Below are 12,513 nucleotides of genomic sequence, written 5' to 3'. Positions count from 1 at the left end.
ATCTATCTTCCCAACCACGGTAGTGGGTTAACGGCCTGACCCTGGCGACGAATTTCGAAATAGAGCGACGGCGTTCCCTGGCCTCCGCTGGTGCCTACCAAGGCTATCGGCTGGCCGGCGCGTACCTGCGCCCCTACGTTGACCAACGCGCTTTGGTTGTAGCCATACAGGCTCATGTCACCCTTACCGTGTTCGATGACGACAACCAGGCCATAGCCTTGCAGCCAGTCGGCCAGCAGCACGCGACCGTCGGCGATAGCTTTTACTTCACTGCCTTCGGCGGCCGAGATCACCATGCCTTTCCAGCGTAGTTCGCCTTGCAGCTGTTCACCGAAACCATGCAAAGTACGACCGCGTACCGGCCATATTGCCTGCCCACCCGGTCTGCCAAGGCCGCCGGTACGGGCCATCAGTGAGCGGTCGGCTTCGCTTGGCTTATAGCTGGTGCCGGTTTTCTTCGCCTGTTGTTCTTTGACGCGCACCTGCTCGCGTACTTTGGCGGCCTCACGCGCTTCGCGTTCCGCTCGGGCACGGGCTTCTCTTTCGGCCCGGGCAATCTTGTCGCGCATCCGGGTTTCGTTCTGGCGCAGCTCCACCAGGCGCTGCTGATCTTTTTCCAGCGAGGCTTCCAGCGCGGTCAGCGTTTTCTTACGTGCGCCGCGTGCCTGCTCCAGCTTCTGCTGCTGAGTTTGTTGTTCGCCTAGCAGCGATTTCTGTTGGCCCTGTTTGGCCACCAGCGTGGTTTTTTGCTTTGCCAGCTCGGCGCGGGTTTGCTTCAGTTCTTCAATGGTTTGCTGACGCGCGTCGTTCAGGTAGCCGAAGTAAGCCAAAATACGCTCGCTACGCTGGCTCTCCTCACCGCTGAGGATCAATTGCACGGCGCTGTGTTGGCCCTGGCGGAAGGCGGCATCGAGCTGTTTGGCGAGGATTTCCTGCTGGGTGGATTGCTGCTTTTGCAACTTGGCGATTGAGGCATTCAGGCCGGAGATATCTTTCCCCAGTTGGCTCAAGGTGCCCTGGGTGTCACGCAGCAGGCGGCTGGCCTGCGCGATGGTTTTCTCTTGCTGCTTAAGCTGATCCTGCAATGAGCTGCGCTGCTGCTGCTGCTGCTTAACCGCCTTTTCTTTCTCGGCGATGCTTTGCTGGATGTCTTTGAGCTGGGATTTATTGTCTTCCGCCGCCTGGCTGGCTAACGGCAACAACAAGACGCCAGCGTAAAATACGCTGGCGCACAGGGTGGTCAACTTCCTTGGCGCGGTGCGTTCAGGCAGCGGCTGGCTGCCTGGGTTTGCGCTTCGGGTTACCCTTGATAGTGCAAAAAACGCCTTTTCCCTCATAAGGAAGGATTATTCCACGATGAACAGCGGCTTACCAGTCATCTCTTGCGGGATTTCCATTCCCATCAGCGTCAGCATGGTCGGCGCGATGTCCGAAAGCTTGCCGCCGTTGACTGCGCGGGCAGGCTTGCCGATGTAAATCAGCGGTACCGGAAGGCTGGTGTGGGCGGTGTGCGCCTGACCGGTCGCGGGATCGCGCATTTGTTCGGCATTACCGTGGTCGGCGGTGATCAGCAACTGCCCGTCGACGGCTTTCACCGCTTCGACGACCTGGGCGATGCAGCCGTCCAGAGTTTCCACCGCTTTTACCGCCGCGTTGTAAACCCCGGTATGACCCACCATATCGCCATTGGGATAGTTGCAGATGATGGCGTCGTACTTGCCGCTGTTAATGGCGGTCAGCAGTTTGTCGGTCAGCTCGGCGGCGCTCATTTCTGGCTGCAGATCGTAGGTCGCGACCTTCGGTGAGTTGATCAGCACACGCTCCTCTCCGGCAAACGGTTGTTCAACGCCGCCGTTATAGAAGAAGGTGACGTGGGCGTATTTTTCGGTTTCCGAAATGCGCAGCTGGGTTTTGTCGTGCTTCATTAACCATTCGCCGAAGGTGTTGTTCAACGATGCCGGCGGATAGGCGCAGGGAACTTTGATGTCGGCGGCGTATTCGGTCAGCATGACGAAATCACCAAAGTTGATGACTTTGGCGCGTGGGAAACCGTCGAAATCCGCATTCACGAAGGCACGAACGATCTGGCGTGCGCGATCGGCGCGGAAATTCATGAAAATCAGCGCGTCACCGTCGTGCAGTTCGGCAGTGGCCTCCCCGGCAGCCTGGAGAACGGTCGGCTTGACGAACTCGTCGTTCTCGCCACGCTGGTAAGCGGCCTGCAGGGCAGCAACGGCGTTGTCGGTGACAAAGTCGCCCTTGGCCTGAGTCAGTAAATCATAAGCCAGTTGAACGCGATCCCAGCGGTTGTCGCGGTCCATGGCGTAGTAACGGCCGATCAGCGATGCGATACGCCCGCAGCCCAGGCTGGCAAAGGCATCGCTAAAGCGTTGCAAGGAGGTTTCAGCACTGCGTGGCGGAGTATCACGACCGTCGAGGAAGGCATGCAGGTAAACGGTCTTGGCGCCGCGCTGCGAGGCCAGTTCAATCATGGCCAGAATATGATCTTCGTGGCTGTGTACGCCACCCGGCGACAGCAGCCCCATGATATGCACCGCTTTGCCGGCCTGCACGGCTTTGTCGACCGCTGCCGTCAGCGTTGGATTCGCGAAGAAATCGCCTTCTTTGATTTCTTTATCCAACCGGGTCAGATCCTGATAAACGATACGGCCGGCCCCCAGGTTGACGTGGCCGACTTCCGAATTGCCCATTTGACCGTCAGGCAGGCCAACATCCAGCCCGGATGCGGCGATCAGCGTGTGTGGCTGCTGTTGCCACAGGCGATCCATCACCGGCGTTTTGGCGTTCACAATGGCGTTGTCCTGTTGCTCCTCGCGGTGGCCGTACCCGTCCAGGATCACCAGTACCATCGGTTTTTTGTTGCTCGACATTGCATTAACCTCGTTATGAATTTTAAGTTGTGAATAGCCATCTGCCCGGTGCCAGAGTGATGGCTATTCACCCTAAAAACCGACCGATTTTACAACGCCGACGGTTAAAAAGAGCCCAGAGAGATCAAAGTTGCGGTCAACAAAGGCGGCTTTTAGGCTGTGGCGCAGAGAATTTCTCAGCGTAGCCCGCAGTTTCTGCACTAGCACTTGCTTATTGGCTGTATTTGCTGCACTCGGCAGGTATACTCTGGAACCTTGAGTTATTTTTTCCTTAAACTGACGGGAGTTGTTACACCCCATGCTGCAAGAAATTATGCAATTCGTTAGCAAGCATCCCATACTGAGCCTGGCCTGGATCGCCCTGCTGGTTGCGGTGATCGTCATGACGTTCAAGAGCAGTTTCTCCAAGGTGAAAGAGATCACCCGCGGTGAAGCCACCCGACTGATTAATAAAGAAGATGCCGTTGTGGTGGATACCCGCAGCCGTGATGATTTCCGCAGAGGCCACCTGGCCAACGCCATTAACCTGACCGCCAGCGAAATCAAAAGCGGCAGCCTGGGCGAGTTGGAAAAACACAAGGCTCAGCCTATCATCGTGGTTTGTGCCAACGGCACCACTTCCCGCGAGCCGGCAGAAAACCTCCACAAGGCGGGTTTCGAAAACGTCACCACGCTGAAGGACGGGATTGCCGGCTGGAGCGGGGAAAACCTGCCATTAGTGCGCGGTAAGTAATTATTTAACGTATTTGAGGTGGTAATCCATGGCTAACATTGATATCTACACCAAAGTGACCTGCCCGTTCTGCCATCGCGCCAAAGCGCTGCTGAACAGCAAGGGCGCCGCGTTTAACGAAATCGCCATCGATGGCGATAATGAAAAACGCGAAGCGATGATTGCGCGCAGTGGGCGCACCACCGTGCCTCAGATTTTCATCGATGGCCAACATATCGGCGGCTGCGATGATTTATATGAACTCGATGCTCGTGGTGGTCTGGATCCGCTGCTTTAAGCGGGCCGCTACCGGTTACTGAGTGTCAATAAGGACGTTTAACCAAGGGTATTACACACATGTCAGAACAAAACAGCACAGAGATGGCTTTCCAGATTCAGCGCATTTACACCAAGGATATCTCCTTCGAAGCGCCAAAAGCGCCGCAGGTTTTCCAGCAGGAATGGCAGCCAGAAGTTAAACTGGATCTAGATACCGCTTCCAGCCAGTTGGCTGACGAAGTGTATGAGGTTGTACTGCGCGTAACCGTGACGGCGTCTCTGGGCGAAGAAACTGCGTTCCTGTGTGAAGTGCAGCAGGCAGGCATCTTCTCTGTAGCGGGCATCGACGGCACGCAGCTGGCGCATTGCCTGGGCGCATACTGCCCGAACATTCTGTTCCCGTATGCGCGTGAGTGCATCACCAGCCTGGTTTCTCGCGGTACATTCCCGCAGCTGAACCTGGCACCGGTTAACTTTGACGCGCTGTTCATGAACTATCTGCAGCAGCAGGCGGAAGGCGAAGGTGCCGCACCACATCAGGATGCCTGATGAACACCGTCAATGCTTCAATGACCGTTATCGGTGCCGGCTCGTACGGCACCGCATTAGCCATTACGCTGGCGCGTAACGGCCACTCCGTGGTGCTGTGGGGCCATAACCCCGAGCAGATTCAAAAAATGCAGCGCGATCGCTGCAATCAGGCCTTTCTTCCCGACGTAACCTTCCCCGACACGCTGTTGCTCGAAGCCGACCTGGCCCGTGCGCTGGCGGCCAGCCGTGATGTGCTGGTGGTGGTGCCAAGCCATGTGTTTGGTGACGTGCTGCGTCAGTTGAAACCGCATTTGCGGCCGGATGCCCGTATCGTTTGGGCAACCAAAGGGCTGGAAGCAGAAACCGGCCGGCTATTGCAGGACGTGGCGCGCGAAGCGCTGGGTGAAGCCATTCCGCTTGCGGTGGTCTCCGGGCCGACTTTCGCCAAAGAATTGGCTGCCGGGCTGCCTACCGCCATTGCACTGGCCTCTACCGATGCGCAGTTCGCTGAAGATCTGCAACAGTTGCTGCACTGTGGCAAAAGTTTCCGCGTCTACAGCAACCCCGATTTTATCGGCGTGCAGTTGGGCGGGGCAGTGAAGAACGTGATTGCCATTGGCGCCGGCATGTCAGACGGCATCGGGTTTGGTGCGAATGCTCGTACGGCATTGATTACCCGCGGCTTGACGGAAATGACACGCCTTGGCTCTGCGCTGGGTGCCGATCCCTCGACCTTCATGGGCATGGCCGGGCTGGGCGATCTGGTGTTAACCTGCACCGATAACCAATCGCGCAACCGCCGCTTCGGTATTATGCTGGGGCAGGGAAAAGGCGTGCAGGAAGCGCAGGACAGTATAGGTCAGGTGGTCGAAGGCTATCGCAATACCAAAGAGGTATTGGCGTTGGCGCAGCGGCACGGCGTTGAAATGCCGATTACCGAACAGATTTACCAGGTGCTGTACTGCCACAAAGATGCCCGCGAGGCCGCGCTAAGCCTGTTGGGGCGGACCAGAAAAGACGAAAAACACAACGCTTGACCTATAAAATAGAATGCGGGGCGGCATGCTGACCCCGGCAACTGAATTGGGCTGCCTGATCGCCATGCGATGAGGCAGCCTGTTTTGCAAGGCGGAGAGGAACCTGATGTCGTCAGAAGAGTTAGAGCAGGTCTGGAATAGCATTAAATCAGAGGCGAGAGAGCTGGCTGAGTGTGAACCGATGCTGGCTAGCTTTTATCATGCGACGTTGCTCAAGCACGATAACCTGGGCGGTGCGCTCAGCTATATTCTGGCAAACAAGCTGGCAAATCCAATTATGCCGGCCATTGCGGTGCGTGAAGTGGTGGAAGACGCCTACCTAGCCGATCAGCAAATGATCGCTTCGGCCGCCCGTGACATCCTGGCCGTGCGTCTGCGTGACCCGGCGGTAGACAAATATTCAACGCCGTTGCTGTACCTGAAAGGTTTCCATGCGCTCCAGGCCTACCGTATCGGCCACTGGTTGTGGCTGCAGGGGCGGCAGGCGTTGGCGATTTACCTGCAGAATCAGATTTCGGTCGCTTTCGGCGTGGATATTCACCCGGCGGCCACGATTGGCTGCGGCATCATGCTTGACCATGCTACCGGCATCGTGATCGGTGAAACTGCCGTGGTAGAGAATGACGTGTCTATTTTGCAGTCGGTTACCCTCGGCGGTACCGGAAAGACCAGCGGCGATCGCCATCCGAAGATCCGTGAGGGCGTAATGATTGGCGCCGGGGCTAAAATTCTCGGCAATATAGAAGTGGGTAAAGGCGCTAAAATCGGTGCGGGCTCAGTGGTGTTGCAGTCTGTACCTGCGCATACGACGGCTGCGGGCGTGCCTGCACGTATTGTCGGTCGGCCGGAAAGCGACACGCCGTCGATGGATATGGACCAGTATTTCAACGGCACTAACCACGGTTTTGAATACGGCGACGGTATTTAAGCGGGTGGATTGGCGCATAAACATAAAATCGGGGGAGCTGTGGCTCCCCCGATGTGTTTCTTCGCAGGGTTAACCCTGTTTCGGGAAGTTGGTGATGTCTGTGACCATGTCATCGATCGCGGCTTTGACGTCCTCTGCCGTTACCGGTGAACTGTCGTTGCTGACGGTTTTACCATAGGCTTTACGAGCGACTTCCAGCACGGTTTTGCCGGTGTCCTGATCAATCAACTCACCTTCGATATACAGCGTGGTGTTTTGGGTTCTGTGACCGCTGGCCGCCATGGTGCTGGCAACCACTGCCGCGACCGGCACCACCTCATAGAATTTCACATCTTCGTTTTCGGCAGAAACTGCGGTGATGGCGAGCTTAGCTATCAGTACGCGCGATCCGGCCGGACTCTTCAGTACGGTAAAGCGATTTTCAAGCGCGGCTTTGATCCGCTGGGTGGCGTAAGCCTTTATTTTATTCAGCGTATCCTGGCTGACGCGCGTCGTCGGTTTTTCAGCAGGGAAATAGACTACCGGCTCGAAATACAGGCCGCGGTAGTTGGATTCTTTGTAGCTTGGGTCGATCCAGCGCAGCGTTTTATGGCCGCTGGGTGACGTGGTTTCCTGCAATTTACTGTAGTCAGACAAGAATCCCGAGTACTGATCCGTTTTGGTTACTTTGGACGAACAGCCTGCCAATAACAGGCCCGCTGCCAAAACCGCCATGGCAACGCCCAAACGTTGTTTTTTCATACGATTTCCTATGATGAATGTCGATTACCCTTACAAAACATAGCCTATTATCCTCTGCCGCAGTGAATGTTTTCGGGGACTGGCGTGCCCTGTTCCCGCACCCTTTTGACAGGATCGTGATACACCGCGGATTTTAGGTATTAAGCGCCCGTGAAAGTGAAAGCAGCGCCTTCTCCGCTTTCTCCCGCGTGACATCCAGCGCCCTTTGCCACTCTGGCAGCAGCGGCCACAGATCTTGCTGATTTTCGGCCTGCTGGCACCAGACAAAACGATCGTGCCAATCGCCGAGCGCACTTTGCGCTATTTTCAGGTTGGCGGCGGCTTGTGGCGTAATGTGAGAGAGTTGAGGATAGGCATCGACAACATAGCGCAGGCGCTTAACCAGCAGGCGCAGCCGGTGTCGATCGTAATGCGAGTCTGCTAATGCCAGGCACAGCTGCTTCGTCTGAAGGCTCAGGCGGAGGGCAATACGACGTTTCGTATGCCGGGGGTTGGTGCGGCGAAAGGTTTTTGGCCAGGCATGCAGCAGAGTGGGAAAGTGGGTCAGCAACGGTTGCGACATCAACGCCAGTTTGCGGCTGTGCAGCTCGGTTTTGCGCGTGTTGGTCTGCCATGCCAACGGGTGCTGTTCCAGTTCGGCAATCAGCACTTCCAGATCGCGTATCGGCGTAGTGATTTTACCCAATTCAGCGGCAGCGCGGCTGAGCCGGGTAACGCCAGGAATACCGCGCAAGGGGCGCAACAGGCTTCTGATACGCTGCAGGTTGATACGTACGTCGTGTAAGGCCTCAGCGTCCGTTATGTCGTGCAAACGCAACAGCGCCTGATTCAGCGCGCTTTCGAGCCTGCGTAGTTGCGTGACAATACTCTCAGCCAAAGCCATTCGATGTCCCCGGAGAGGTAACCTTTAAACATTATTGTCTCCGCAGGCCAGGTTGTCATTGATTAAGACTTAATCAGTGCACCCGCATAGTCCAGTTGTCGCCAGGCTTCGTACACCACCACGGCAACGGCGTTAGACAGGTTCATGCTGCGGCTTTGTGCCTGCATGGGGATGCGGATTTTCTGCTGTGCCGGCAAGGCTTCGAGGATCTCGGCGGGCAGGCCGCGCGTTTCCGGCCCGAACAGCAGGTAGTCACCGGCCTGATAGCTGACCGCGCTGTGCGCCGGGGTGCCTTTGGTGGTCAGGGCAAACAGACGCTGCGGATTTTCGCCGGCGATAAAAGCCGCGTAGTCGGCATGACGCCGGATGCTGGCGAATTCATGGTAATCCAGCCCGGCGCGACGCAGGCGTTTATCGTCCCACGGGAAGCCCATTGGCTCTATCAGGTGCAGTTGAAAACCGGTATTGGCACACAGGCGGATAATATTGCCGGTGTTGGGTGGGATCTCAGGTTCGAATAAAACGATGTTCAGCATGTAAAAAGCCCCTCATGACGAGGGGCGCAGAATAGCAAAATCTTAGCGGCCTGTCTTAGGCTATCAGCGCTGGTGGAGCGGTAACCACAACACCAGACGCAGGCCGCCGAGCGGGCTGTCTTCCGCTTTCACCCAACCACGGTGTTGGTTGACTGCCGCCTCAACGATGGCCAGGCCCAAACCGGTCCCGCCCGAGGCGCGATCGCGTGCTTCATCGGTACGATAGAACGGCCGGAATATTTGTTCGCGATCTTCCGCACTGACGCCGGGACCGTCGTCGTCGACCACAATGGTTATGCCTTGGTTGTCTGCGCTGAACGCCACGGCAATGTGGGTGTTCGAATAGCGCAGGGCATTGCGCACGATATTTTCCAATGCGCTATCCAGCGCACCGGCGTTACCGAACAGGGCCCACGGACCGGGAGGAGAGGTGATCTCCAGCTGTTTGCCCATTTGTTCGGCTTCGAAGCTGGCGTCGTCCAGCACGTCGGCCCACAGTTCGTTGGCCAGCAGCCGTTCACGGGCCAACTCACTTTTCTGTTGTCCGCGCGACAGCACCAGCAGATCGTTGATCATTGAGTCCAGGCGTTGTGCTTCGGTTTCGATGCGCGCCAGCTCGTGCCCTTCGCCGTGACGACGGCGCATTAATGCCGTGGCCAACTGCAGGCGGGTCAGCGGCGTACGCAACTCATGCGAAATATCGGAAATCAGCCGTTGCTGAGCGGTCATCATGCGTTCCAGCGCGCTGACCATTTGGTTAAAACTGGCACCGGTCGCCAGGAACTCTTGCGGCCCGGCCTCCAGTTCAGGATGCTGTTTCAGGTTGCCACGTGCGACATCGTCCGCCGCATTCTTCAGCTTGCGCGCCGGTTTTGCCAGGCTCCAGGCCAGCCATAGCAGCAAGGGGGCGCTGATCAGCATGGTGACGATCAGCAGCAGCAGCGGCCGGTCGAACATCAGGTTGATAAAATCGGATTGTGGGCTGTTGGCAGGGCGGATCAGGTACAGCTGGTAGTTGTCTTCACCATCGCGCACCGAGAAAGGGCCGACCAGTTCGACACGGCCATATTTCTTCTTCTTCGGATGATCGGCGTTATCAGATTGGCCGATGAAATTGCGCACCAACTGCATTTCGTTGCGCTGCATGTTGCCAATCACCCGGCCTTCGCTGGTGACCAGAAGCAGGCGCTGCCCAGGCGGGGCCCATTTTTCAATGGCGCGGAATAAGCGCCGCCACCACATCAGATCGTTGGCCGGATCGTTTTGCAACTCGGCCTCGACGTGTTGTTCCAGCATCAGCCCCTGCCGCTGCTCGCTGTCCAGCAGCGAGGTCATTTGGCGGGAGTCTAACTTGGGCACCATCAACACCAACATCAGCACCAGGGCCAATGTGAACCAGAAAATGGCGAAGATACGTGCCGTCAAACTGTTGATCATGTTGCAGATACCATTAAGTAACCCCGACCACGCAGCGTTTTGAACCACGGATGGCCGTCTTTGCGGTTGGGCAGCTTACGTCTCAGGTTGGAGATGTGCATATCGATAGCGCGATCAAAAGGCGTCAGCCGTTTACCCAGCACTTCCTGGCTCAGCAGTTCGCGTGACACCACTTGACCAAGGTGCTGCGCCAGCAGGTACAGCAGGGTAAATTCGGTGCCGGTGAGATCCAGCGTTTGGCCGTCGAAGCTGGCTTCCTGGCGACCTGGGTTGAGCTGCAGGCCGTCCACGTCCAGCGTTGGTGCGCCGGTGTCGACATTCTGCTGTTGTTCGCTCCAGTTGGAACGGCGCAGGATCGCGCGGATACGCGCCACCAGTTCGCGATCGTTAAAGGGTTTCGGCAGGTAGTCATCGGCGCCCAGTTCCAGACCCAATACGCGGTCAAGTTCACTGCCGCGAGCGGTCAGCATGATGACCGGGGTCTGGTGATGCTGACGCAGTTCTTTCAACGTATCGATACCGTTTTTCTTCGGCATCATGATATCGAGCAGCAGCAGATCGATGGAGCTGTCCAGTAGCGACAACGCCTGTTCGCCATCGTAAGCAACCACGATGGTAAAGCCTTCCATTTCAAGCAGTTCTTTTAACAGCGAGGTCAGCTCGCGGTCGTCGTCAACTAGCAGAATTTTATTCATTGTGTTTTACCTCCTGACGCAAAATACGTCATCAACTGTTGGCATTCCATGACTTTACGTAGTTTTACATGCACTGACGCATGTTTGCAGGTGCAGCAGTACACTGCTCCTCGTTGATTCGCAAAGTGAGAAAGCACGAGGAGTTGAAATGCGTAAGGTGACCGCATTAGTTATGGCATCAATGCTGGCAATAGGTTCTACCGCTGCGTTCGCTGCCGACACTACATCGGAAACTGCACCGACTCCCGGAAACGATGCGACCACCAGAACACCTGGCCAACACCACATGTTTGACGGTGTCAGCCTGACTGAGCAACAGCGCCAGCAAATGCGCGATTTAATGCGTCAGGCACGCCACGATCTGCCAGGTGTCAATGTAGCTGAAATGGAAGCCATGCATAAGCTGGTGACCGCAGACAAATTTGATGAAGCCGCCGTGTATGCCCAGGCGGAACAGATGGCCCAGCAGCAGGTTAAGCGTCAGGTCGAAATGGCCCGGGTACGCAATCAAATGTATAACCTGCTGACGCCACAGCAAAAAAGCGTTTTAGACCAGAAACATCAGCAGCGCATGCAGCAGATGGAGCAACAGATTTCTGGTTTGCAGCAAACTTCTGCCCAGAAGTTAAGTACGACTGAGTAGTCCCCTGTTTTTTCCTTGCCATAGACACCATCCCTGTCTTCCCCCGCCATGATGGCGGGGTTTTTTTTATCCATCAATTACAGCTTGATAAGCCGTTAGGCTACCCTGCAAAGTTAAGCCACAGAGTATGGACCATGACGGCGTTTCGCGCTGGTCGAACGGTTTTTTCTTCATCGATATGGCCGTTTTCCCTTTGCGACGCGCACTGCCTTGGCAACGGCAGGCGACGCTACGCGAAGGCTTTTTTGCTCACCATTCCGTTATACTGACCCTCTGAACGTTTAACCGGGATGGGTTATGGAACCGCAATATGCGCGTTTGGTGAAATCCGCCGCGTTAGCGGCCACCGTTTTGGCCTCAACGCTGTTACTGATCAAAATTGTCGCCTGGTACCGCACCGGTTCGGTGAGCCTGTTGGCCGCGCTGGTGGATTCGCTGGTGGATATCGCCGCATCGTTGACCAACCTGCTGGTGGTGCGTTACTCGCTGCAGCCGGCCGATGAGGAGCACACTTTCGGGCACGGCAAAGCTGAATCGTTGGCGGCGTTAGCGCAAAGTATGTTCATCTCCGGTTCGGCGCTGTTTTTATTTCTGACCGGTTTTCAACATCTGTATTCGCCGGAAACCCTGCGCGACCCTGGCATCGGTATGGCCGTGACGATAGTGGCGTTGGTCAGCACCCTGTTGCTGGTCACCTATCAACGCTGGGTAGTGAGAAAAACTCGCAGTCAGGCAGTGCGAGCAGATATGCTGCATTATCAGTCAGATGTCATGATGAATGGTGCTATTCTTATAGCGCTTGCGCTAAGCTGGTATGGTTTTCACCGGGCGGATGCGTTGTTTGCATTGGGAATCGGCGTCTACATTCTTTATAGCGCGTTACGGATGGGTTATGAAGCTGTGCAATCGTTGCTGGACCGGGCACTGCCGGACGACGAGCGCCAGGCGATTATCGACGTGATCTCTTCATGGCCTGGAGTGAAAGGCGCGCACGATCTACGCACCCGCCAGTCCGGTCCGACGCGTTTTATTCAGCTGCACCTGGAGATGGATGATGCGCTGCCGCTGATGCAGGCGCATATTCTGGCGGAACAGGTGGAGCAGGCGTTATTGCATCGCTTTCCGGGGGCTGATGTTCTCATCCACCAGGATCCTTGTTCTGTGGTACCCGTGGGCCGGCAAGGACGTTGGGAGCTATAA

General features: G+C 56.4%; 14 protein-coding genes. 7 read left to right on the top strand and 7 right to left on the bottom strand.

Going from position 1 to position 12,513, the window contains the following annotated elements:
• Positions 1 to 2: 2 nt before the first annotated feature.
• Complete coding sequence (envC, locus tag H5P17_RS14245; RefSeq protein ID WP_044554906.1) at positions 3 to 1,337, bottom strand: murein hydrolase activator EnvC; 1,335 nt, start codon at positions 1,335 to 1,337, stop codon at positions 3 to 5.
• 9 nt (positions 1,338 to 1,346) lie between these two features.
• Positions 1,347 to 2,891: a 2,3-bisphosphoglycerate-independent phosphoglycerate mutase gene (gene gpmM / locus H5P17_RS14240; protein WP_182823556.1), complete on the bottom strand. Its 1,545-nt coding sequence runs from the start codon at positions 2,889 to 2,891 to the stop codon at positions 1,347 to 1,349.
• A 298-nt stretch (positions 2,892 to 3,189) separates the two neighbouring features.
• On the opposite strand from gpmM, the gene H5P17_RS14235 reads away from it, so the two are divergent.
• The 5 genes from H5P17_RS14235 to cysE all read left to right on the top strand — a co-directional run bounded on the left by H5P17_RS14235 (position 3,190) and on the right by cysE (position 6,378).
• Complete coding sequence (locus H5P17_RS14235) at positions 3,190 to 3,624, top strand: rhodanese-like domain-containing protein (RefSeq protein ID WP_020837580.1); 435 nt, start codon at positions 3,190 to 3,192, stop codon at positions 3,622 to 3,624.
• A gap of 28 nt (positions 3,625 to 3,652) precedes the next feature.
• Positions 3,653 to 3,901: a glutaredoxin 3 gene (gene grxC, locus H5P17_RS14230; RefSeq protein ID WP_044554908.1), complete on the top strand. Its 249-nt coding sequence runs from the start codon at positions 3,653 to 3,655 to the stop codon at positions 3,899 to 3,901.
• Positions 3,902 to 3,960: 59 nt separating this feature from the next.
• Complete coding sequence (gene secB / locus H5P17_RS14225; RefSeq protein WP_020837579.1) at positions 3,961 to 4,431, top strand: protein-export chaperone SecB; 471 nt, start codon at positions 3,961 to 3,963, stop codon at positions 4,429 to 4,431.
• Positions 4,431 to 5,450: an NAD(P)H-dependent glycerol-3-phosphate dehydrogenase gene (gene gpsA / locus H5P17_RS14220; RefSeq protein ID WP_182823554.1), complete on the top strand. Its 1,020-nt coding sequence runs from the start codon at positions 4,431 to 4,433 to the stop codon at positions 5,448 to 5,450. The genes secB and gpsA overlap by 1 nt, the downstream gene beginning before the upstream one ends.
• Positions 5,451 to 5,556: 106 nt before the next feature.
• Positions 5,557 to 6,378, top strand: coding sequence for a serine O-acetyltransferase (gene cysE, locus H5P17_RS14215; protein WP_044554910.1), 822 nt, complete (start codon positions 5,557 to 5,559; stop codon positions 6,376 to 6,378).
• Between the two features lie 69 nt (positions 6,379 to 6,447).
• Here the strand turns inward: cysE and H5P17_RS14210 are convergent, their stop codons facing one another.
• From H5P17_RS14210 to cpxR, 5 genes are all read right to left on the bottom strand, one after another.
• Entirely contained in the window at positions 6,448 to 7,119 is a 672-nt protein-coding gene (locus H5P17_RS14210) for a DUF3313 domain-containing protein (protein ID WP_044554911.1), read from the bottom strand.
• A gap of 133 nt (positions 7,120 to 7,252) precedes the next feature.
• Positions 7,253 to 8,002 (bottom strand): CHAD domain-containing protein, encoded by a 750-nt coding sequence (locus H5P17_RS14205; protein WP_182823552.1) that lies wholly within the window; start codon positions 8,000 to 8,002, stop codon positions 7,253 to 7,255.
• 62 nt (positions 8,003 to 8,064) lie between these two features.
• Complete coding sequence (gene trmL, locus H5P17_RS14200; protein ID WP_044554913.1) at positions 8,065 to 8,538, bottom strand: tRNA (uridine(34)/cytosine(34)/5-carboxymethylaminomethyluridine(34)-2'-O)-methyltransferase TrmL; 474 nt, start codon at positions 8,536 to 8,538, stop codon at positions 8,065 to 8,067.
• 63 nt (positions 8,539 to 8,601) lie between these two features.
• Positions 8,602 to 9,975 carry an envelope stress sensor histidine kinase CpxA gene (cpxA, locus tag H5P17_RS14195; protein ID WP_044554914.1) on the bottom strand — a complete coding sequence of 458 codons (1,374 nt, stop codon included), beginning with the start codon at positions 9,973 to 9,975 and terminating at the stop codon, positions 8,602 to 8,604.
• Positions 9,972 to 10,670 carry an envelope stress response regulator transcription factor CpxR gene (gene cpxR / locus H5P17_RS14190; RefSeq protein WP_004953234.1) on the bottom strand — a complete coding sequence of 233 codons (699 nt, stop codon included), beginning with the start codon at positions 10,668 to 10,670 and terminating at the stop codon, positions 9,972 to 9,974. The genes cpxA and cpxR overlap by 4 nt, the downstream gene beginning before the upstream one ends.
• Before the next feature lie 148 nt (positions 10,671 to 10,818).
• Here cpxR and cpxP point away from each other — a divergent pair, with 148 nt between their 5' ends.
• Both cpxP and fieF read left to right on the top strand, forming a co-directional pair.
• Positions 10,819 to 11,313, top strand: a complete 495-nt coding sequence (gene cpxP / locus H5P17_RS14185; RefSeq protein WP_041415106.1) for a cell-envelope stress modulator CpxP — start codon at positions 10,819 to 10,821, stop codon at positions 11,311 to 11,313.
• A 297-nt stretch (positions 11,314 to 11,610) separates the two neighbouring features.
• On the top strand, positions 11,611 to 12,513 hold the full coding sequence (fieF, locus tag H5P17_RS14180) for a CDF family cation-efflux transporter FieF (protein WP_044554915.1): 903 nt from the start codon (positions 11,611 to 11,613) through the stop codon (positions 12,511 to 12,513).

Origin of the sequence: Serratia sp. OS31, assembly GCF_014164835.1 — a bacterium.
Lineage (GTDB): Bacteria > Pseudomonadota > Gammaproteobacteria > Enterobacterales > Enterobacteriaceae > Serratia > Serratia liquefaciens_A.
The sequence above is the reverse complement of the archived record's forward strand: the minus strand, read 5'-3'. Positions and strand labels throughout refer to the sequence as shown.